The organism is Micromonospora echinospora (assembly GCF_014203425.1).
Classification (GTDB): Bacteria; Actinomycetota; Actinomycetes; order Mycobacteriales; family Micromonosporaceae; genus Micromonospora; species Micromonospora echinospora_A.
Genome location: NZ_JACHJC010000001.1, coordinates 367206 through 388179, shown reverse-complemented (window position 1 = coordinate 388179; position 20974 = coordinate 367206). Strand labels below are relative to the sequence as shown.

24 protein-coding genes are annotated in these 20974 nt (G+C 70.5%); 14 read left to right on the top strand and 10 right to left on the bottom strand.

Annotated elements, in window-relative coordinates:
* Complete coding sequence (locus FHU28_RS01775) at positions 1 to 885, top strand: phosphotransferase (RefSeq protein ID WP_184680216.1); 885 nt, start codon at positions 1 to 3, stop codon at positions 883 to 885.
* A gap of 117 nt (positions 886 to 1002) precedes the next feature.
* Here FHU28_RS01775 and FHU28_RS01770 read toward each other — a convergent pair whose 3' ends face one another.
* The 3 genes from FHU28_RS01770 to FHU28_RS01760 all read right to left on the bottom strand — a co-directional run bounded on the left by FHU28_RS01770 (position 1003) and on the right by FHU28_RS01760 (position 2904).
* Complete coding sequence (locus tag FHU28_RS01770; RefSeq protein ID WP_311773503.1) at positions 1003 to 1569, bottom strand: HD domain-containing protein; 567 nt, start codon at positions 1567 to 1569, stop codon at positions 1003 to 1005.
* Between the two features lie 90 nt (positions 1570 to 1659).
* A complete protein-coding gene (locus FHU28_RS01765) occupies positions 1660 to 2130 on the bottom strand; it encodes an NUDIX hydrolase (RefSeq protein ID WP_184680215.1) in 471 nt (156 codons plus the stop codon).
* A gap of 3 nt (positions 2131 to 2133) precedes the next feature.
* On the bottom strand, positions 2134 to 2904 hold the full coding sequence (locus FHU28_RS01760) for a DUF5919 domain-containing protein (protein WP_221453089.1): 771 nt from the start codon (positions 2902 to 2904) through the stop codon (positions 2134 to 2136).
* Positions 2905 to 3052: 148 nt separating this feature from the next.
* On the opposite strand from FHU28_RS01760, the gene FHU28_RS01755 reads away from it, so the two are divergent.
* The 11 genes from FHU28_RS01755 (at position 3053) to FHU28_RS01705 (ending at position 13682) form a co-directional block, all read left to right on the top strand.
* Positions 3053 to 3517 (top strand): helix-turn-helix domain-containing protein, encoded by a 465-nt coding sequence (locus FHU28_RS01755; RefSeq protein ID WP_311773502.1) that lies wholly within the window; start codon positions 3053 to 3055, stop codon positions 3515 to 3517.
* Between the two features lie 351 nt (positions 3518 to 3868).
* Positions 3869 to 6202: a sensor histidine kinase gene (locus FHU28_RS01750; protein WP_184680214.1), complete on the top strand. Its 2334-nt coding sequence runs from the start codon at positions 3869 to 3871 to the stop codon at positions 6200 to 6202.
* Positions 6199 to 6609, top strand: a complete 411-nt coding sequence (locus FHU28_RS01745; protein WP_184680213.1) for a roadblock/LC7 domain-containing protein — start codon at positions 6199 to 6201, stop codon at positions 6607 to 6609. The genes FHU28_RS01750 and FHU28_RS01745 overlap by 4 nt, the downstream gene beginning before the upstream one ends.
* The gene (locus FHU28_RS01740) at positions 6606 to 7205 is read left to right on the top strand and encodes a GTP-binding protein (RefSeq protein WP_184680212.1); all 600 of its coding nucleotides are present in this window, start codon (positions 6606 to 6608) and stop codon (positions 7203 to 7205) included. The genes FHU28_RS01745 and FHU28_RS01740 overlap by 4 nt, the downstream gene beginning before the upstream one ends.
* A gap of 46 nt (positions 7206 to 7251) precedes the next feature.
* Complete coding sequence (locus FHU28_RS01735; protein WP_184680210.1) at positions 7252 to 8466, top strand: ABC transporter substrate-binding protein; 1215 nt, start codon at positions 7252 to 7254, stop codon at positions 8464 to 8466.
* Positions 8467 to 8495: 29 nt separating this feature from the next.
* Entirely contained in the window at positions 8496 to 9365 is an 870-nt protein-coding gene (locus tag FHU28_RS01730; RefSeq protein ID WP_311773501.1) for an ABC transporter permease subunit, read from the top strand.
* On the top strand, positions 9362 to 10420 hold the full coding sequence (locus FHU28_RS01725) for a branched-chain amino acid ABC transporter permease (protein WP_184680209.1): 1059 nt from the start codon (positions 9362 to 9364) through the stop codon (positions 10418 to 10420). The genes FHU28_RS01730 and FHU28_RS01725 overlap by 4 nt, the downstream gene beginning before the upstream one ends.
* Entirely contained in the window at positions 10417 to 11214 is a 798-nt protein-coding gene (locus FHU28_RS01720; protein ID WP_221453088.1) for an ABC transporter ATP-binding protein, read from the top strand. Before FHU28_RS01725 ends, FHU28_RS01720 begins: the two co-directional genes overlap by 4 nt.
* Positions 11198 to 11941, top strand: a complete 744-nt coding sequence (locus FHU28_RS01715; RefSeq protein WP_184680207.1) for an ABC transporter ATP-binding protein — start codon at positions 11198 to 11200, stop codon at positions 11939 to 11941. Before FHU28_RS01720 ends, FHU28_RS01715 begins: the two co-directional genes overlap by 17 nt.
* A gap of 176 nt (positions 11942 to 12117) precedes the next feature.
* A complete protein-coding gene (locus tag FHU28_RS01710) occupies positions 12118 to 12894 on the top strand; it encodes a hypothetical protein (RefSeq protein ID WP_184680197.1) in 777 nt (258 codons plus the stop codon).
* A complete protein-coding gene (locus FHU28_RS01705; protein ID WP_184680195.1) occupies positions 12891 to 13682 on the top strand; it encodes a class I SAM-dependent methyltransferase in 792 nt (263 codons plus the stop codon). Before FHU28_RS01710 ends, FHU28_RS01705 begins: the two co-directional genes overlap by 4 nt.
* Before the next feature lie 56 nt (positions 13683 to 13738).
* Here FHU28_RS01705 and FHU28_RS01700 read toward each other — a convergent pair whose 3' ends face one another.
* The 3 genes from FHU28_RS01700 to FHU28_RS32370 form a co-directional block, all read right to left on the bottom strand.
* The gene (locus tag FHU28_RS01700; protein WP_184680193.1) at positions 13739 to 13999 is read right to left on the bottom strand and encodes a hypothetical protein; all 261 of its coding nucleotides are present in this window, start codon (positions 13997 to 13999) and stop codon (positions 13739 to 13741) included.
* A 106-nt stretch (positions 14000 to 14105) separates the two neighbouring features.
* The gene (locus FHU28_RS01695) at positions 14106 to 15581 is read right to left on the bottom strand and encodes a site-specific integrase (RefSeq protein WP_184680191.1); all 1476 of its coding nucleotides are present in this window, start codon (positions 15579 to 15581) and stop codon (positions 14106 to 14108) included.
* Positions 15578 to 15928 (bottom strand): hypothetical protein, encoded by a 351-nt coding sequence (locus FHU28_RS32370; RefSeq protein WP_260412826.1) that lies wholly within the window; start codon positions 15926 to 15928, stop codon positions 15578 to 15580. Before FHU28_RS32370 ends, FHU28_RS01695 begins: the two co-directional genes overlap by 4 nt.
* 154 nt (positions 15929 to 16082) lie before the next feature.
* Between FHU28_RS32370 and FHU28_RS01685 the strand changes: the two genes are divergently transcribed.
* Positions 16083 to 17405 carry an NYN domain-containing protein gene (locus FHU28_RS01685; protein ID WP_184680189.1) on the top strand — a complete coding sequence of 441 codons (1323 nt, stop codon included), beginning with the start codon at positions 16083 to 16085 and terminating at the stop codon, positions 17403 to 17405.
* 26 nt (positions 17406 to 17431) lie between these two features.
* Here the strand turns inward: FHU28_RS01685 and FHU28_RS01680 are convergent, their stop codons facing one another.
* Both FHU28_RS01680 and FHU28_RS01675 read right to left on the bottom strand, forming a co-directional pair.
* On the bottom strand, positions 17432 to 17923 hold the full coding sequence (locus FHU28_RS01680) for a hypothetical protein (RefSeq protein WP_260412825.1): 492 nt from the start codon (positions 17921 to 17923) through the stop codon (positions 17432 to 17434).
* A 154-nt stretch (positions 17924 to 18077) separates the two neighbouring features.
* Entirely contained in the window at positions 18078 to 18404 is a 327-nt protein-coding gene (locus tag FHU28_RS01675; RefSeq protein WP_260412824.1) for a DNA cytosine methyltransferase, read from the bottom strand.
* Between the two features lie 83 nt (positions 18405 to 18487).
* Between FHU28_RS01675 and FHU28_RS01670 the strand changes: the two genes are divergently transcribed.
* A complete protein-coding gene (locus tag FHU28_RS01670) occupies positions 18488 to 19030 on the top strand; it encodes an IS1096 element passenger TnpR family protein (protein WP_184680184.1) in 543 nt (180 codons plus the stop codon).
* Positions 19031 to 19036: 6 nt separating this feature from the next.
* Here the strand turns inward: FHU28_RS01670 and FHU28_RS01665 are convergent, their stop codons facing one another.
* Positions 19037 to 20188, bottom strand: a complete 1152-nt coding sequence (locus FHU28_RS01665; protein ID WP_221453087.1) for an IS110 family RNA-guided transposase — start codon at positions 20186 to 20188, stop codon at positions 19037 to 19039.
* A gap of 165 nt (positions 20189 to 20353) precedes the next feature.
* On the bottom strand, positions 20354 to 20650 hold the full coding sequence (locus FHU28_RS01660) for a DNA cytosine methyltransferase (RefSeq protein WP_311773500.1): 297 nt from the start codon (positions 20648 to 20650) through the stop codon (positions 20354 to 20356).
* Between the last annotated feature and the right edge of the window lie 324 nt (positions 20651 to 20974).

Sequence of the window (20974 nt, the reverse complement as noted above, 5' to 3'; positions counted from 1 at the left end):
ATGTTCGTCGAAACGCGAACACGTCCGGCGCTCGCCGAGGTGTGTCGTCGCCTGGAGTTGTCCGACGCCGACGCTGTCCTGATCCGGCATCACACGAACGCGGTATACGCGGTCGGCGATGTGGTGGTCAAGATCGCTCCGGCGGAATTCGGCGTGGAGCGCATGAGCGCCGTGGTAGCCGTCGTGCGGTGGCTGGCTGGTCAGGGGTTCCCGACTGTTGGCCTTAGCTCGCGCCTGCCACAGCCCCTGCTGGTGGGCGAGCATGCCGTGACTGTCTGGCAACGGCTCGATGCGGCGATCGACACTCCGGTCACTATGGCCGAGTTGGGTACTCTGCTCCGGCAGTTGCACGCCCTGCCGGCTCCTCCGGTGAGCCTGCCGACCTTAATGCCGATGGACAGCATCCGGCGGTCAGTGCAAAGGTCGACCATCCTAACCGCGAGGGACCGTGACCTGCTGCTGAAGCGTCTCGAACCGCTCGCGGCCCGCTGGCGTGAGATGAGCTTCCCTCGGGGCGCGAGCCTGATCCAGTCCGATCCCCAGACGCGCAACGCACTACGCCGCTCCGACGGCACGCCAGTACTTGCCGACTGGGACGGCGCCGCCGTCGGTCCGCGGGAATGGGACCTGGCCACCGTCGCTGTGCACTGTCGCCGGTTTACCCCACCGGGCCCTGCCGCCTTCTCTGACTTCACCGCTACATACGGCTGGGATGTCACCTCGTGGCGCGGCTTCGAGGAGTTGTGCCAACTCCGCGAACTACAGATGATCGCCACCAACGCCCGCAAGTCCCGTCCCGGCACTGATGCCGAGGCCGAGGTGCTCCGCCGCATCATCGCCCTCAGACGGGGCGACCAGGACATCGTCCCGTGGCGCATCCTCTAACCTCCCGGGCCGGCTTGACGGTCGGGCAGTCAGGGTCCTCCGCCGGGACAGCCGTTCCGCCTCCAGTCGTCGGCGATACAGACCATGGGGCCGGGCCAACCAGCCTGACGTCGAATGTCACGGAGCGGGTTGCTCGTCGGCGTCGAGCCGACCCAGTGTTCGGCGGACATGCGCCTTGAGAAGTGGCTCTGCTCGCTGGATCGCCCGATGAACGGGGCTCTGCGGAGGATACCGGTGGAGGATTTCCTCGATGCGCTCGGCGAGCTCGAGACGTTGTCCCCGCGGTCCGACCGTGAGGTCTGCAGTGACGAGCGCGTCCATCAGGGGTCCCTCTTCGAGCGGAAAAACCGCGAGTTGGTCCGCCAGGCCGCGCTCAGCCGCTTCGATGCGGGCGCAGGTGTGATGGGCGACCAGCCCGACTAGCCGCAGCGGGTAGCCGTTACGTCTCAGGTATCGGGCGCCGTCGAGGGAGTGTAGGCCGGTGTCCACGAGGTCAGGCGCATAACCAACGTCGTGTAGCCAGGCGGCTGCCACCAGCAGGTCACGATCGGCCGGCACCACCGTCCTCGTCAGTTCCGTGGCCCGTTGGCCGACACCCTGGACGTGGGCCCAGCGCCGGGCCATTTGTGGGGAGTCGAGCAGGCCAGCAGCAAGGTCCTTGGCGTTGGCCGTTAGGTCAGACACCCTCCGAACGTAGCCGCACGGCGGGCCGCCGCCCTACCGGCTCGGCGAGACGGTTGGGACGTCCCCGGCCCGGGAAACGCCCCTCCGGCGTCAGCCGATGTACGGTGCGGTCCGGCCGTCGAGGGCGTGGTCGATACGCAGTCGCATTGAGGGGTGGATGTCCAACTGGTCGAGTTCGGCGGGATCCACCCAACGGACCTGACGTGACTCGCTGGAGGTCGTCAGATTCCCACCGACAGGTCTGGCGTTGAAGCACAGCGAGAATTGCTGGCGCACCTCACCGTCGTCGTAGGCCATCACATGGTGGGGGTTGGTGTAGGTGCCGACCAGACCCGTGATCTCCACCTCGATCCCCGTCTCCTCGCGCACCTCGCGCACCACCGTGTCGGCGATCGACTCACCGATATCGTGGCCACCGCCAGGAAGAGCCCACAGGTTGTTGTCGGTGCGGTGGATCATCAACAACTCTCCGTGTTCGTTACGAACGGCCGCGACCACTGACGGCACCACACTGTTGGCTTCGGGGGCGTCAGGGTCGTTGAAGAAGTCGCGGCGTGGCATCCGTCATCTCCCGTCGAACGCGGCTATCGCCGCGTTGATGTCCGAGGTGGGCTTGGCCTGCGTCCAGACCCGGTCGAAGCTGGTGAGGTAGTGGTCGACGACTCGGCCACCAGGTACGCGCCGGAGATGTAGCACCGGGTTGTGGGCGGCAGTGGATCCGTACACGTGGGTGTTAACCAGCATGGCCTCGTCCACTCGGAAGATGGACGCGTACAACGTCGTATCGTGCAGCCGGACCTGCACGCCAGAAATGGCCAAGATCGGCTCGTAGTAACGCAGGCTCAGCAGCACTCGGTGGGCGAGCCCAATTCCGAATCCCTCCTCCTCTCCGCGGCGGCGTACTGCAGCACCGTTCGGATCGGCCAGCAGGACTCGTATCCGGCAGCCCTGGCGTGCCCGGTCACCGAGCTGGGTGATGTCGTGGAGCTCAGGCAGGAACAGCCCGGCGTAGACCAGGATGTCAACCGACTCCTTTGCCTGCTGGATCAGCGACCTCCACAGCTCCAGCGGCACCGCTGACCGGGACGGGTAGAACTCGACCATTTCAGCCCGCCCCGCGGACACCGCCCTGGGATCGTCCACAAGCGAAGGCCATAGGTAGGTCTCGTCGACGCCCAACAAGTCCGCAGCCGCGACGCGGTGAGCGCGGTGCGGAACGCGATCGCGGGTGATCCAGCGCTCCACCGTCTTCGGATCGACTCCGATCAGCTCCGCGCACCGCTGGGTAGTCAGCCCCTTCGCCGATACGGCTCCCCGCAGACGCTCGTTCGGCATCAGAGGTCCAGACCTGGCGAGGGACGCATAGGGGCCTTTATACCCCCACCGAGACGTCCGCGACAGTCCCTGACCGGCGGTGGCCGCATCCCCACGATCAGCGATCGGATGTCGAGGCGAGTGTGATCGCTGGGAAGCCCACCCGGTCATGCCAACGGCCCGCTCGCAGAAGCCAACGCGCTGGCATCACCTCACCTCAGGAGAGAGCGCCTTGACCACGATGGCCATGAACGCCCCTACCGCCACCACCGCTGTGTTCGGGTCGCAGTCCGCAGGGCACCCAGGGTGGCCGGCGCACAGCCAAGTTGATCCGAACTGGTGGATCGACGGGCACTTCGGGAGCCACTCGCTTGCCGACCTGCTGCGTCAGCGTGACATCGGCGCCCTATTCCGCTTCCTCAAATCGCGGGGCTGGAGCCAAGCGACGATCGCTGCGGTGACCGGAACGACTGAGAACCAGGTCCGAGCGGTGATCCAGGGGCGCCAACGAGTTACCTCTTATGACGTGCTCGAACGAATCGCCGGAAGGCTGGGAATTCCGCGAGGTCTCATGGGGCTCGCGTACGTGCCCTCATGCACCTCGACTGGAAGCACCCGGAATCCGGCGGCCTAGTTGTGGCCAACCTCGTCACGGTGGGGGCTCAAGGTGGCCCGCCACGGTGGTTCTGGTTCTGGCTCGGTGACGACGCAATCATCGACATTCACATGTGCATCAACGGTCAGCTATCGGGACCAACTGCCAAGAGGCTGCCGAGCAGAGCCACCAGTGTGACCTGAACCGGGACCAACCCGTCGACGGACCGCCCCAGAACGGTTCCGGCGCTACGCGGTTCCCACTTCCGATTCACGTGGCAAGGTCCCCACCTGCCTCGGCGCCTTGGCTACGCCCGTTAAAGCTCTCGAACCAGGAAGGAATGTTGTGCCTGTTGCTCGGAGGCTTGCGCTTCTGCTGCTGATCCCGTTGGTGGCGACTCTGGTCTTCGCCTCGTGGGGTGTGGCGTCGACGAGCCGTCAGGCGCGCAGTGCCGACCGCCTGCAGTCGCTGGTGGCGGTGTCGGCCGCGGTGGGTGAGGTGCTGCACGAACTCGACCGGGAGCGGCAGGTCGCCGGCGAGCTGGTCGGTGATCCGACGGGTGGCCTCAACGGTTATCTCGAGCAGGTCGCGGCATCCGACGGGGCGGTGGAGGCCTACCGGCGGCGCCGTGGCGAGCTCGATGCTTCGGATTCGGTCAGTCGGCTGGTGGGGTCGTTCGATGAGCAGCTGCGGTTGCTTCCGGGGTTTCGGGAGCAGGTCAAGGCGCGGTCGGCGTCGCTGACGGCGGTGCTGGTGCGGTATCGGGCGGTGCTCGCGCAGGGGCTGGCGGTGCGGGAGGCCGTGGGTCAGGTCGGCGGTGCGGACGGTGCGGTGGCTGACCAGTTGCGGGTGGCGGCGGCGTTGTCGCAGGCCGGGCAGTACGCGGGTCTCCAACAGGCAGCTGTAGTGGCGAACAACGGCGCCGTGGTGTCGCAGGCGGTGCAGCGGGAGCTGGCCGCGACCCGTGCTGGGTATGAGGAGGCGTTGCTGGCGGTGTCGCAGCGGTCGCCGGCGCGGTGGCGGTCGTGGCTGGACCAGGCGCTGTCAGGCCCGCAGGTCCTCGCGGCGCAGCGTCTCGACGACGAGGTCGCTCGCATTCAGGTGGGTCAGCGGTTGCGGGTGAACGCGTCCCGGTGGGCTGCGGCCAGTAGTGAGCGGCGCGACCGTCTGCACGAGGTGCAGACCCGCGTCGACGCGGATATCGCCGCCGAGGTGGGGCGGCAACGCCGACAGCAGTGGGTGACCACGGGTGTGCTGTCGGCGGTCGCCGTGGCGCTGACCGTGGCCGCCGCGGCGCTGGCGTGGCGGCAGGGGCGGGCGTTGGCGCGGCGGCTGCGGCGGGTCCGTGACGCGGTGACCCGTGTCGCTGAGCGGGACCTGCCGGACCTGGTCCGCCGCGTTGACGCGGCGGATCCTGCCGACCCGGCGTCGGTTCCGCCGCCGCCTGCCGCGCTGGCACTCGATCCGGCGCGGGACGAGGTGGACGAGGTGGCCGCCGCGTTCGACACGCTGGCGTTGAACACGTACCGGATCTCGACGGATCTGGCGCGGCAGCGGCGGGTGGCCGCCGGTGCGGTGGAGGCGGTGGGGCGGCGGTGTCAGGGGATGACGCATCGGCTGCTGCGCGAGTTGGACATGGCCGAGCGGGACGAGAAGGACGCCGCGACCCTGGCGACGTTCTTCGCGGTGGACAGTCTCGCCGCACAGTTGCTGCACGCCACGCAGAGCCTGTTGGTGCTGTCGGGACGTTCGTTGGGGGCGGTGCACCCGCAGCCGGCGGAGCTGGTGACGGTGGCGCAGGCGGCGCAGGGCCGGATCCAGGAGTACCGGCGGGTGCGGCTCGGGGTGATCGACGAGCGGGTTCTGGTGCCGCCACCGATGATTGACGACCTGGTGCACCTGTTGGCGTCGCTGCTGGACAACGCGACCCGCTACAGCCCCGGCGACGCGGTGGTCACCGGGCATCTTCTGGGCAACCGGGTGATCATCCAGGTCACCGACACCGGGCCCGGCATCAAGGCGGACCTGCTGGCTCGGCTCAACGCCGAGCTGGCCGAGCCCGCGCCGATGATCGAGGTGGAGCACATCCGGCGCCAGGGCCTGGCCACCGTCGCGCTGCTGGCCGCGGCGCACGGGTTGCGCGTGCGGCTGCTGCCGGGACAGCTGCACGGCACGGTCGCGGAAGTCGAGATCCCCGCCGACAAGCTCCTGATCAGCATTCCTGAGCCGGCCGCGCTGCCGGCCGGCCCGATCGCCGGCCGGCGTGCTCCCGGCGGCACGCCCGCGTCCACCCTCACCCTGCCCGCGGCGGCGCCGGCCCGGCGCGGCGGCTCGGCCGCGCTGCCCACCGGACGCCGGTCGTCCAGCCTCAGCGTGATGGACGGCCCTACTCAGGCGCTGCCAGTGATTCCGGTGCCCCGCCGGGCGCCTGAGTCGGAGTCGACGCCGGCCTACGACGAGACAGCCCGACACCTGCCGGCGCCGGCGTGGTTCGTCGAGGGAGCCACGGTGCACATGCCCGCCACCCCTGCGCGCGGGCTGCCCGGGCAGGACGCCACCACGGCCAACGGCCTGCCGAAGCGGCAGCCCATGTCCGCGTTCACACCCCCGCCCCTGCCCGCTGCCGACGCGCCGGTCCGCTCGATCGGTGGCCTGGCTCGTACGGCGGGGGCCTACCAGCGCGGCCTCGACCGCCGCTTTCCCCAGTCGAAGGGCCAGTCATGAGCGATCTGAGTTACCTGCTGAACACCAACCTCGTCGCCCGCGTGCCCGGGATCAGCCGGGCCGTGGCCGTGTCGGCTGACGGGCTGCTGTTGGCCTGGACCGACGGGCTCAACCGGGACGCCGCCGAGCGCCTCGCCGCGGTGGCGGCCGGAATGAACAGCCTGCTCAACGGCGCCGCCCGCGACCTGTCCGCGGGCGGGGTGCGGGGCAACCTGACCGAGCTGGCGCACGGGTTCCTGATTCTGGTGGCGGTGAGCACCGGCGCGTCGCTGCTGACCCTGGCCACCCGCGACGCGGACCTCGCGTTCGTCACCGAGGAACTCGGCCGTTTCGCCGAGCAGGTCGGCGACCAGCTCACCCCCGCCTTCGCCGGCACGCTCACCGCTGCGGCGGCCGGCCGGCGATGACCGCACCCGCCCTTACCGTCCGGGGACCCGCCGGTGGGCCGCCGAGCCTGAAGATCGTGCTCACCGGGCCGTTCGGCGTCGGGAAGACCACCCTCGTCGGCGCGGTTTCCGACATCGCACCGGTCATCACCGAGGCACGTATGTCCGCCGGCAACGCCGCCGACGACACGACCCTCATGCCGGCCAAGACGACCACAACGGTGGCGATGGACTTCGGCCGCCTCGACGTCGACGGCGTCACCGTCTACGTCTACGGCACCCCGGGCCAGCACCGCTTCTGGTTCATGTGGGACGCCATCGTCCGGGGTGCCGCCGGCTCCGTGGTCCTGGTCGACACCCGCCGCCTGCAGGACTCGTTTCGGCACCTCGACTACGTCGACCACGTGCGGCTGCCTTACGTCGTCGCGGTCAACCAGTTCCCCGGTGCCCGCTCCTACCCCGCGTCGGCCATCCGTGAAGCCCTCGCCCTGGCCGCGGACGTGCCGATCGTCGACATCGACGCCCGTGACCGCGACAGCGTGCGCCGGCTGCTCATCGCCCTCATCGAGCACGTCATCACCCAGACCAGGCCCCGCTCGGCGGTCGCTCGGCCCTGAGCACCCGCGGAACCCGCCCCTCACCCCTGACGAAGGAGCATCTTCGATGTCTGATCCTCGGCCACACCTGCGACGTCGGCTCGCCGCCCTGACCGCTGCCGGTCTTTTGCTGACCGGCGTCGCGTGTACCAGCACCGCCACCGACTCCGGCTCGGTCCGGGTGGGGCTGCTGGTCTCACTGTCGGGCACCTACGCCACCGTCGGCGTGGACATGCAGCGCGGCTTCCGCCTCTACCTCGACACACACGACGGCAAACTCGGAGGCCGGAAGGTCGACCTGGTCGTGGCCGACGAGGGCGACGGCCCCGCCACGGCCGTCCCCGCCGCGCAGAAGCTCCTCGAACGCGACCAGGTGGTCGCCCTGACCGGGCTGGTTGGCGGCGCGACGGTCGACAAGGTGCAGACCCTCACCACGCAGCGGAAGGTCCCCCTGCTCGGCGCGAATGCGCGGCCGGCGTTCGCGCCGGTCGGCGGCAAGCCTCGCGACCTGGCCTACACCTGGCACACCTCCTACAACTCCGACGAGCCGGGCATCGCCATCGCCGAGTACGTCAGGGCGCAGGTCGGCGACGGTCAGGTGTACGCGATCGGCCCGGACTACCAGGGCGGATACGACGAACTACGGGGCTTCACCGACACCTTCACCCGCCTCGGCGGGAAACTCGCCAACCCCGACGGGAGGACGCTGTTCACGCCGTTCCCGGCGACGGAGAACTTCCTGCCGTACCTGAACAAGGCCGCCGAGACCAAACCGAAGGCCGTCTACACCTTCTACGCCGGGGCCGCGGCGGTGGCGTTCGTCAAGCAGTACGCACAGTCCGACCTTGCCGACGTCCCGCTCTACGCCGCCGGCTTCCTGACCGAAGGATCCGTGCTCACCGCGCAAGGATCAGCGGCAACCGGCATCCGCAACGTCCTCAACTACAGCCCCACCCTCGCCAACCAGGCCAACCAGGACTTCGTCGCCGCCTGGTCCGCCGCCGGCCACTCGGGCCAGCCGACGACCTTCGCGATGGCCTCCTACGACGCCGCCGCCGTCCTCGACCGGGCGCTGACCGCCGTAAACGGCGAGGTGAGCGGGGAGAAGCTCAACGCCGCGATCGGGCAGGTCGGGCGGGTCGTCTCCCCGCGTGGGGACTGGCAGTTCGACCCCACAGAGCACCGCCCGGTGCAGCGGTGGTACCTGCGCGAGGTCCGCAACGACGGCCCGGTGCTGTCCAACGTCCTGGTGCAGGACCTCACCACCCTGCCTGCCAGCTGACCACACCAAGCACACGAGAAGGGGGTGCGGTGCGCGTGGACGCCTACCTGATACCCGCCGTCGACGGCGTCGCCTACGGGCTGCTCCTGGCCATCGCCGCCGCGGGGTTGACCGTCGCGTTCGGCGCCGGGGGTGTGCTCAACCTCGCGCACGGCACCCTGATCGCCGCCGGCGGATACGTCGCCGCCGCCACCAGCTCGGGGACATGGCCAAGCCTCGCCGCCGCGGTCGCACTGGCGGCTGGTGTGGGTGCCGCCGGCGGTGGGGTGCTCGCCGCCGCGACCGCCGCACTGCAAGGTCGGGGGCACCTCGACCAGGCGCTGCTCACCTTCGGTGTCGCGCTCGTCGGCGCCGACCTGCTCACCGCCGCCTACGGCTCCGACACCCTGCGACCTCGCCTGCCTGAGGTGTTGGAGGCGACCGTCCGGATTGCCGGGCACCGGTATCCAGTCGACCGGCTCGCCGTGCTGGGCGTCGCTGTCGCGGTCGTCGCCGCCGGCTACGTGGTGCTGCACCGCACCCGCGCCGGGCGGCTGATCCGCGCCACGGTCGACGACCGGGCCATGGTTGCCGGCATCGGTGTGAACCCCCGACTGGTGGACGCGGCAGTCCTGGTCGCCGCCGGGGCACTCGCCGGCCTGGCCGGCGCGTTGACCACGCCGATCCTCGGCGTCGGCCCGCACACCGCCGACACCGCGCTGCTGCTGTCGCTGATCATCGTGGTCTGCGGTGGCCTCGGCTCCGTGCCCGGCGCGCTCACCGCCGCCCTCGCCGTGGGCGTCGTGCAGACCGTCGGCGTGACGTCCTTCCCGGCGCTCGCCCCGTACCTGCTGATCGGGGCCATGGCCGTGGTGCTCCTGGCCCGTCGGACCAGCCTCCCCACAGGGGCGTCGGCATGAGCGGTTCACGGCATCACATCTCGGCGACGGTGGTGCGCGCGCTGGCACGACGCGCGCAACCGTGGTCGGCACTCGGGCTGGCAGCGGCGGTGGTGGGCGCTGTGGCCGTCTCACCGGATCCGTACCTGCACGCCACCGCCGCGCGGATGCTGCCGCTGGCGGTGCTGGCGGTCAGCGTCGCGGTGGTCACCGGCCACGCGGGACTGCCGACGCTCGGCCAGGTCGCCCCGTACGCGGCCGGTGCCTACGCCACCGCCCGGCTCGCCCTCGCCGGCACCGACCTCGCGCTGCTGCACCTGTTGGCGGCGGCCGGGGCGGGAGCCGTGACCGCCGGGGCTCTCGGCGCGTTGCTGGTCCGCTACCGCGCCACGGTGTTCCTCATGCTCAGCCTCGCCGTCGCGGAACTGACCGCGATCACCGCCGCCCAGTGGCGCACGGTCAGCGGCGGCACCGACGGGCTCGCCGGGATCCCCGCCCCCCGCCTACTGCCCGGCCTGCCGCCGCTGCTGGCCGACCGCACGGTGCTCCTCTACACCGCCGCCGTGGCGATCGCCGCGACCGCCGCCGCCATAACGCTGCTCGACGGCGACCGGCGCACGCTGCTGGCGGCCGTACGCGCCAACGAGGCCCGCGCGAGCGCCAGCGGCCACCAAGTCACCGCCTACCTGTGGACGGCGCACACCGGTGCGGGCGCGCTCGCCGGGATCGGCGGGGCCCTACTCATCCACACCCACCGGTGGATCACTCCGGCCGATGTCGGCTTCACCACCGCCGCCCTCGCGCTACTCGCCGTGGTCATCGGCGGCGCAACCTCGCTGCCCGGCGCCGCCGCCGCCACGGTCGCCGTCCTCGCCGTGCGCGACGTCGTGGGGGCGTCGCTGCCCGGTCACGCGCCCCTGCTCCTCGGCGCCCTGTTCGTCACCGCGGTGTACCTGCTGCCCGGCGGCCTGACCGCTCTTTCTGCGCGACTGGCTAGCTTGCCCATCCACCGGCGCCGTCCCACTTTGCACACCCCCGAGGGCCCGGCCCGACCCGTCACCAGGAGCATTCCGTGAGGACCGTCCACCGCATAGACCCCGACGGCGTGCCGTCGCAGCGCGAACCGGGTGACATCGACCGCGCCCACGGCAACGGCCTCGTCGCGACCGGCCTGCGCCACGCCTACGGACAGCTGACCGTCCTCGACCTGGACACGTTCACCGTCGCCCCCGGCGACCGCCACGCCGTCATCGGCCCCAACGGCGCCGGCAAGTCCACCCTGCTGAACATCCTCGCCGGCACCACCCGCACGCAGACCGGCACCATCACCTACAACGGACAAGTCGTCACCCGGCGTGGCCCGGCCTGGCGGGCCCGCGCCGGCATCGGCCGTACCTTCCAACACCCCCGCGTCTACCCGAACCTGACCCTGCTGGACTGCGTGCGCATGGGCGGCTGGCACCACCGCCACCAACCCGAACGCACGCCTCTGGAAGCCCTCGACCTCGTCGGCCTGCTCGGGTACGCCGACTACCCGGCCGCCGCGCTGTCGCACGGGCACCGCCGCATGCTCGACCTCGCCGTCGCCCTGGCCGGGCAACCCCGCGTGCTGCTGCTCGACGAGCCCGCCGCCGGCCTCACCGACACCCTTACCACCCGCCTGCTCGACATCCTCGGGCGTCTACCCGGCTGGATGGCGGTCGTGCTCGTCGAGCACCACATGGACGTCGTCGCCGCCCTCGCCGACTGGACCACCGTCCTGCACCATGGCCACCGCCACACCGACGGCCCCACCGACACCGTGCGCGCCGACCCCGCCGTCACCGCCCTCTACCTCGGCACCGGGGGTGACGATGCTGCGCATCGGTGACCTCGCCGCCGGCTACCGCCCCGACACCCCCGTCCTGCACCACATCACCGTCGATCTGGCGGCCGTCGCCGTGCACACCGTGGCCGGGCCCAACGGCGCCGGGAAGACCACCCTGCTGCACACCCTCGCCGGACACCTGCGACCTACCACCGGGCGGGTCCTGCTCGACGGCCGCGACGTGACCGGCTGGACGCCCGTCCGCGCCGCCCGCACCGGGGTTGCCCTCGCCCCGCAGGGGCGGCGGCTGTGGCCGTCGCTGACCGTCGCCGAACACCTCACCGTCACCCGGCCGCCCGTCCGCCGCCCGGACAGCCGCACCTGGGCAGTGGACGAACTGCTGGAGATGTTCCCGGCCCTCGCGGCCCGGCTGCGCCACCGCGGCCACCAACTCTCCGGCGGGGAGCAGCAGATGCTCACCATCGCCCGCGCCCTGCGCACCGCGCCCCGGCTGCTGCTGTGCGACGAGCCCACCGAAGGACTCGCCCCCACCATGGCCGCGCACGTCACTCACGCGCTGCGGGATCTGCCCTGCCACGGCGTCACCGTCCTCGCCGCTGTGCCGCACGCCCGCGCCGCTGCCACCCTCAGTGACACCGTCTACGTCCTCGCCGACGGACGCCTCACCGGACCCATCGCCACCAGCGGCGGACAGGCCGAGCAGGCGCTACGCGACCACCTCACCCTGGTCTCACCCGCCCTGCCCAACCCTGGACAGGCACACCGATGACCCCCACTACCGCGGCAGTGGCGTCCCTGGTGGTGCTCGCCGCCACCTCCGTACCCGCCGCGACGATGCCAGCACCGATCCCGGTTCAGGCCAGGGCCGCGCACTGTCCCACCTCAGCGGCCCCGCAGCCCCGGCTTGCAGCGGCAGATCACACCCCCGGCCACAGGGGCACTCGGGTGGCGTACCCGCAGCCGGCGCGCGCCCCGCTGCTAGCGCTGGCGGCACGCCTGCGGGCCAGCGCGTGCGACACCGTCGCGGGCCGGTATGACCTCGTGCACTACCGGCAGTGGAACAACCCCGCCCGCTTCGGGGCGGCGGTACGGGAGGTGGTCCGCTGGCGCGGCGACGACCGCTCCGGCGGCCAACTCGCCACCCAGCACCCCACCGGCGTCGTCCCGGTCACCCACGACTGGTGGCAACCCGGCGACCTCTACAGCGTCGGGCTGGTCGACCCCTTCACCCGCACGGACGTGCTGCGGGAAGACCTCGGCATCAACGAGCCCTCACCAGCCGACCCCACCGAGGTGCTGGCGAACCTGGCACACCTGTCGACCTGGTACAGCCCTCGCCGGGACGGCCGCGCCGCCACCCTCGATCTGCTGGCCGGCCTGAGCCCGCTCACCTACTACCCGCGCGTGGTCGACCGTTCCGGCCGCCCAGGCATCGCGGTCGCCGCCACCAGCGGCGACCGACGCGCCCTGCTCGTCCTGCACCCAGGCACCGGGGAAGTCCTCGCCTACGAATCCGCCCACCTGGGTCCCTTCGGCTGGCGAGCGCAGACCTACCTCGTCTACCTCGCCCACAGCCATGCCACCCGCCGCTGGTGGGAACCCACCGCCCGTCCCCGGCCAGCCACGCCGTCCTTACCGCTGTACCCGCGGCCGCAACAGCACTGGCTGCTGACAACGCCCCCGCCCTGCCAGACCACGACGAACCAAGGAGTCACTCCATGAGGGCCACCGCACCCACGCAGCGCTACCAGTTTCGCAACAGCCCCCACCAGCTCCACCCCCTGCAGGAGATGCTCGACCCGGTCACCCTCGACGACCTGACCCGCCTGGGCGTCAACCCCGGGCACACCGCCCTCGACGTCGGAGCCGGCGCCGGCTCGATCGCCCGGCACCTGTGCGAACTCGTCGGCCGCACCGGAAAGGTCATCGCCGTCGACATCGACACCAGCATGCTCAACCCCACCGGCGTGCTCGACGTCTATCAACGCGACCTGCGCACCCAGCCGCTGCCGGTCGAACCCGGCACCATCGACGTCGCTACCGCCCGCTGCGTCCTGGAACACCTGCCGAACCGGCACCTGATGCTCCACCAGATGATCAACGCGCTGCGCCCCGGCGGGCACCTTGTCCTTGGAGAGATCGTCTACGCACCCGTGTCCGCGCACGCCCCGGCCGACAGCGACAACGACCTCATCACCCGCGTCGTGCACACCATCCTCGACGTCCTCGCCGGGCGCGGGGTCGACCTGCACTGGGGCGACAAGGTTCCGTCGGTCCTGCTCGGCAACGGCTTCGAGCAGGTCCACACCCGCTGGGTCGCCGAGACCTGGGCCGGGGGCAGCGCTGGCTGCCGCCTGTACGCCGACAACGCCACCCAGCTACGCGACCGGCTCCTCGCCGAGGACCTGTCCCACGACGAGCTCGACCGGTTCGCCGAGCTGATGGCCGACCCGGCGGTGCTGGTGCGCGGCTACCAGTTCGCCTCCACTACGGGCCGCAAGCCCCGCTGAACCTGACAGGCGGGCGGCCGAGGTCGACGGGGGGCCGAGGCCCGGCAGGGCGCTCGCTAGTCGTCATTCGGCAGGTACCAGCCGTGTTCACGGTGCCTGGTGGTTGCGTCCGGATTGTCGCGCCCGTAGGCCTCGTTGGCGCGGCGCGTCATCTCTTTGTCGTAGCGGTGCAGCTCGTCGTAGAGGTTCGACGCCTCACCGACGTTGTCGCTGGATACGTAGCGCTGTCGTAGCGCTTCGCGTTCGTCTTCGAGTTCCTCGTCGGACAGCGGGCGGAGGCTACCCATGCCGCGTGCGACGGAGTCGAAGATGCCCATGCGCAGATGCTGTCACGCCGGGGAATGGCGGGCAAGGAAGCGGCATAGGCCCCTCGGCCGGGCGATTTCGTGGTGCGTCGGCGTGCTGCACGGTGCGTCTCGCACGCTATGCGGCCCTGTCGCTGCGCGGGATGAGGTCGGCGACGGCATCCGCGCCACTGCGTTCGAGTTCGAGGATGACGGTGGTGTAGGTGTCGGAGGTCAGGCCGATGGTGGAGTGGCCGAGGGTTTCCTGGACCTCTTTCATGTCGGCGCCGCCATGGCGCAGGTAGGTGGCGGCGCAGTGCCGGAGGTCGTGCAGCCGTACGGGTGGCAGGCCTGCGGTGGCGACGAGGTGGTCGAAGCGGTCGCTGATTGTCTGGGGGTGCCAGGCCTTGCCGTCGGGACGGACGAAGAATCGGCCGCTGTCGGGCCATCCGGTGTCGTTGACCTGTTGCCAGCGGCGGCGCATGTCGAGGTAGGAGCGCAGGGCGGCGATGGTTTTCGGGCCAAGAGGGATGACCCGGTCGCCGGCGTCGCTTTTCACCGGCCGGACGATGGGGGTGTAGCCGACGGTGGTGATCTGTTCCACGACGGTGAGGTAGCCGGCGTCGAGGTCGACGTCGTGGTCGCGGAGACCGCAGGCCTCGCCGCGGCGTAGGCCTCGGTGCAGGATGAGCAGGAACATCGCGTAGAGGACGATGTCGTGGCGTTGCGCGTGGTCGAGGAACTGTCCGGCTTGTTGCGGCATCCACACCATGACCGGGCTGGGACGCCTGCCGGTGGACTGCCAGTGCTCGACCGCCTTCGCGGTCCATACCCGCGCCTTGGGTCGTTTCGCGGTGGGCAACTCGACGCCAAGGGCGGGGTTGGTGGGGATCAGCTTTGCGCGGACGACGGCGTCGTTGAGTGCCTTGCGCACCGTGGCGTACAGCCGGTGTGTGCTCGATGCGCCCATCGGCCGGACGCCCTTCACGTTCGCCCGGATCTCGGGGTCGCTGCTCGCACGGGCGGCGCGGATCTCGTCCTGCTTGACCGCGATGGCGGTGAACATGCCCTCGATGTGGGCCGTCCGTAGGCTCTGGATCGGGATGGCACCGAGGTGGGGGATCAGGTAGAGGCGGATGTGGTCGGAGTAGCCGCGCACTGTCTTCTCCGCGAGTCCCCGCCGTCCGTCCAGCCACGCGTTCAGGTACTCGCCGGTGGTGGTCGGCACGGAGGCGGGCACGCCGGCGCGGACACGGGCGGCAACCGCGTCGCGGTCGGGCAGCGGGGTGCCGGGCTGGCAGGAGTGCAGCAGGTCCCCGATCTGCGCCGCGACGTGGGTGTCGCCGTCGGCGACATCGAGCAGCGCGCGGGCGTGCCGCAACTCGGCGGCGGCGGTGTCGCGGCTGTCGAAGCCGGACCGGCGTAGCTGCCGGCGGGGCCGCGAGGGTCGGGCGGGCAGTTCGATTTGGTAGCCCCATACCCCGTGGGTGGGGTGCCAGCCGCCGCCCGGCCGGCGCAGTCTCGGGCACCGGCTGCCCAGCCTCTTGCCGGTGTCGGGGTCGGTGCAGGTGCAGCGTTTGGTGAGGGCCCCTTCGGGGCTGCGGGTGCGGGTCACGGTTCCTTCTTCCTGTCGCCGCCGGTGTACGGCGGGTCGATGCTGCTGATTTCGTCCTGGTGATCGACGCTTCGCATCCCGCCCAGGGTCAAGTCGCCGGACGTCGGCGACAGACCCAGGGCGGTGAGGATCCCGGCGACGGGCACCTTGTATCGGGCGCCGACCCGCAGGACCGGCACCGGGAAGTCGCCGGTGCGGGCGAGGTCGTAGGACAGGGCGCGTCCCAGGCCGAAGACACGTCCGGCGGTGGGCAGGTCGGTGATCGCGCCGAGCGCGCGGATGCGCTCTTCGGTCCACACCTCGCCACCGCTGGCGGGGGTTCTGGGATTGATGTCGTGGCTGGTCACGGTGATTACTCCCGAGTCTCGAAAGGGGAAGGAAAGTGAGGTCAAGTCGGACAGGTGCGGCCCTCGCTTGTAGCGGACCATCACCCCGCCCTCACACGTACTGCCGTGAAGACGGGGTGATGGCGTCCTTGCTCAACGTTGGTAGGTTGCGCTCGTGGATCACGTTCGGGCGGCGCTCTACCTCGACTTCGACAACGTGTTCAGCGGCCTCTACAAGTTGGACCCGGACGTGGCAGTTCACTTCGCCGAGGATCCGGGGGGATGGCTGCGCCGGCTGGCGACGACGGCCACGACGGATGGCGTACGGCGCTGGCTGGTCCTGCGCTGCTACCTCAACCCCGCGGGCTGGGTGTACCGCGCAGACCCAGATGGGGAGCAAACGCGGTTGTACTTCTCGAAGTTCCGGCCGTCGTTCGTCCGCGCCGGCTTCGATGTGATCGACTGCCCTCGCTATAGCAGCACGAAGAACGCGGCCGACATCAGGATCGTCGTTGACGCCGTCGACGCACTGTCCGTCGACACCCGGTATGACGAGTTCGTCATCGCCTCCGGCGACTCCGACATGACACCTCTGCTGCAACGCCTACGCCGTTCCGACCGGCGAACCATGATCGTGTCACCGGCCGACGCGGCTGAGGCCTTCACCGCGATCGCCGACCAGGTTCTCGACAGCCAGCACCTGCTGGCACTGGTGCAGGGCGAGTCGGTCGATCTCGACGACGAGCCCGACAGTGAGGTGGAGGACGGGTTGGACGAACATGTGGCCGCGGTCGCGGGTGACGCCCCTGCCTCTGGTCAAAGCGAGGCGTACGAGGCCTTCCGGTCTATCGTGACCCAGGAGTACGCCACGGCGACTGAGCCGTTGAATATGGCTTCGCTCGCTTCCCGGCTGCGGATGCAGCTCGGTCCGTCGGTCACGGACAGCAACTGGTTCGGCTTCGGTAGCTTCGCCCGTGCGGTGGCGAGCTTGACGTTGCCGAACCTGCAGACGTCGCAGTACCTGATCTGGGACACCAGCCGCCACCCGGCTCCGGAGGCGGCCACCGCGACGCCACGCGTCGCCCTGCCGGACGTCGTTGAGCGCTTGGGCGATCAGCTCGACCTGCCGCGAATGCCGCAACACTGGTGGCCGGCGATCTACCGGACACTCGCGGAGTACGCCCAGTCCCAGCGGTTCAACCTGACCCACTGCACCAGCTGGGCCCGAGACCAGCTACGCGACCAGGGGCTGCCGGTCAGCCGCAACGCCGTCGCGTTCGTCGTGCGGGGCACGTCGTTCGGCGGTTGCCCGCTGCACCGTCAACCCCCACCGACAGCCGACGACATCGCAGCGGCGTTCGTCGGCAACGTCCTCAGCCGCGCCGACGCAGCGGAGATCACGTTCTCCGACGAGGAGATCACGACGGTCCACACCTGGCTGGGCGCAACACCGGACAACAATCCCGAGCAGGTAGACCGGACGGAGAACCCTTCGTAGCTTGTTCCACCCGCGGCGACCGCTGGTCACGCGGACCCCTCCCACCGACGAGGGCACAGCAGAAGCCGCAACGCCGCGGCAGCCTGCTGGGGGACGACGCCGTTGCCGAGAACCCGTAGTGCGGCGGTGCGCGGCAGCCGGAGAGTTGGGTCGGTGACCCAGTGCTCGTCGAGTCCCATGAGCCATTCCACGAACGGCGGCGCCAGGACGGGCTTGCCGTGCTGGCCCAGCTGGGTGGGTTCCGGCGCGGGCCGGCCGAGCAGCGACTCCCAGCGGGCCACAGCGGCGGCGTAGACGCCCCACTGGCCTGCGTCGGGCTGGCCGAGCCCGGCAACGGTGGTGCGTAGATCCGCACCGCCGTCGCCGTGCTGGCCAGGCCCGCGCGCGTCGGACGCGCGCGGGGTGGGCAGGGACCGGGCCGGTACCCGCACGGCCGCCGACGGCAGTGTCAGGTCGCCGTGTGAGCCGCGCTGCCCGGGGCAGCCCTTCGTTCCGTCGGTGGCCCGTGGGGTGGGCAACAGGACCTGCGACAGCGGGGGCCGGAACCCGGCCCCCGCTCGCCGTCCTGGAGTACCAGTGTCGCTGGCCCTCGGGGTGGGCAGCAGGCCACGGGTGGAGCCGGACGCCTCGATCAGGTCAGGCAGCCCGTACTGGTGACCGGGCCCTTTCCCATCACGGGCGCACGGTGTCGGTAGCGTCCGCACCCCCTCCCAGCCGAACGGTGGGTGTGGCCAGCAGGAATAGCCTGTCCCGGCGGTGGGCTGCGCCGATGTCGGATGCGCGTAGGCATGTCCAGCTCGTGTCGTACCCGATCTGGGCCAGGTCGGCGTGGACGACGTCGAATCCGCGTCGCAGGAGCGCGGCGACGTTCTCCACGAAGAGCAGCCGGGGTCGAAGTATGCGAACGGCTGTGGCGATGTGGGTCCACAGGCTGGAGTGTTCTCCGGTGATGCCGGCGCGTTTACCGGCGTTGCTGATGTCCTGTCGCTCCAATGTCAAGGTTGGACTTTGGGACCCTGGCGGCTTCCGAGGGCGGTGCTGCCGGTAGCGTCCTTTGCGCAGTTGGTGACGGAGGCGGTGCGGTGGCGCGGACGTGGTTGTCGATCCGGGTTGAGTTGGTGTCCGGCCGTGGCGAGGACTTCTGGCCTCGCCCAGGGCGGATCTTCGCCGCAGCGCGGACGCATACGTTCGAGCAGCTCGGCGCAGCGATCGACGACGCTTTCGGCCGATGGGACCTGGCACACCTGCGCATGTTCACCCTTGCCGACGAGACCCCGGCCTGCTCCTTCCGGATATGGGAAGAGGTCCCAGACGGTGCGGTCGACAGCGACAAGACCAAGCTGAGCCGGCTCACACCGGGTGAACAGCTGGCTTACGTCTTCGACATGGGGGATGACTGGGCGCACCTGTGCATGGTCGATGAGCAGCGGATCGATCCGCTGGAACAGCTCGGGTTCGTCCCGACGAAGCCGACGCCGTACTGGGGTTGGGGGAACCTGCCCGATCAGTACGGTCGACGGTGGGACGGCGACGACGGCGAGTCGCCGATGCCGAACCCACCCAAAAATCCGCTGCGGGATCTTCCTCCGATCCTGCCCTGGTGGGGCCCGCGGCGCCGCGGATAGCACCGTTCAGGCCGCTGCTGGCAGGCCGTCCCGCCCCGGGATAGCGACTTCGCCGGACAGTCGCTTGGCGGTGTGCAGGAGTCCGTAGACGTGTCGGGCAAGGTGGCGTTTGAGGGCGCGGATCGCCTCGGTGCGGCTGTTGCCCATCGCCCTGCGGTTGTCCAGGTAGCGGCGGGCCCTGTCGTCGACGCGGGCCTGGGTGATCGCGATGCGGTGCACGGCGGCGTTGAGACGCCGGTTGCCGCCCCGGTTAAGGCGATGCCGGTGTGTCGCCCCGGACGATGCCGGAATCGGTGCGGTGCCGGTGTGCATGGCGAACGCGGCACTGGAGTGGAACCGGCGCACGTCGCCGGTCTCCGCCACGATCCTGGCCGCGGACAGCGGCCCGCACCCGGGCAGCGCCAACAACTGCGGCGCCTGGACCTTCATCAACTCGTGGATCTCACGCTCAAGCTGATCAGCTCGCCGGGCCAACCCCTCGACCCGGTCGAGCAATTCCGCAGCGATCGAGAGACCCACACTCCCCGCCTGCGCGGCGAGGTAGTCACGCACATGCGTCACCCAGCGGCGCTTGTGCAGCTTCCGGGCCGGAATCGTCTCGGCGAAGTCCGGGTCCAGGTCGTGCAGCAGCCACCGCAGCCGCGAGCACATGCGCACCATCTCACCCACCAGGTCCTCACGGTGGTCGAGCAGCATCTTCACCACGCGTGACTCGTCCTCCGGCCGGGCCGGCGGCAGGTCCTCCCGCAGCGCGGCGCGGGCGACGGCGAGAGCGTCGATCGGATCGCTCTTACCCTGGCCCCGACCGAGGCGCCGGTAGCGGGCAGTCAACTGCGTCGGCACCCACACTGCCGACTCACCGGCCGCGAGCAGACCCCGCATCAGACCGCCGGCGACATGCCGGACGTCCTCGACGGCCCACAGCCGTTCGCCGTACTGCCGCGCCCACCGCAGCAAAGACTTCACCCCGCGCGGCCGGGCCGGCGCGGACGTCACGTCGACCTGACGGCCGTTGCTGTCCACCGCGACAACGACCAGCAGGTCCTTGTGGGGGTCGACACCAAGAACTATCACTTCTGCTGAACTCCCAGGTCGAAACGGCGAGAGGGGAACCAGCCGGCGGACATGCCTCAATCGGGGATCGGGACCAAGCTCCAATCAAGTCACGCCGGCAGGTCGACACGGCGGCGGACGACATGACAAGACCTCGTCAACCCCGCAGGGCGACAGCATGGAAACGAGTCAGTCCGCCACCGTGGCGTATCTACCACGGCGGCAGACCGACCCGCCCAGCGCCACACGGGGCGACAACACGGGAATGAGTCAGCCCGCTACCGCGTCGGCGCCGTCCGAAGACGGCCCACCCAGCGTGTCATTGAGGCAGGGGAATCCGGCGGTGAGGATGTCGACGGGTTCGACGCTGCTCCAGTCGAGGGTGCGGATGTCGCCGAGGTTGGGCACGTGGGGCCAATGGTGGGCCAGGACGGTGGTGGCGTGCCGGTCGGTTTCGGCGTACCAGGCGAGGTGGCCACCGAGCACCAGCTCGACGGCCATGTCGAGGCCGCCGTAGCCGGTGCAGAGCGATCCGATCCGTGGCGAGGTTGGGTGGGCAATGGTCACGCCACCTCCCCACGGTCAGCGCCGCCGGGCACGGGAGTGTCGTGGGGGCAGGTCCACGGCCCGCAGCTCGGCGAGTCCGCCGGCCGCGGGCGTGGATGCAGTACCACCTCGTCGAGTGGCACCCGCTGCCGATGCAGGAAGAACTGGCCGCGCAGTGGCTGCCCGGCGGCGTTGGCCCGGGCGGAGCCGTGGCGGACCGCCGTGTCGAAGGCGACCGCGTCGGCCCACTCGGTCGGGCTGTTCTCCCGCAGGGCGGCCCAGAAGCCGTCGTCGTGGAACGGGCACCCGACTTCCCTGTCAAGTTCCAGGGTGTTGTGTCCGAAG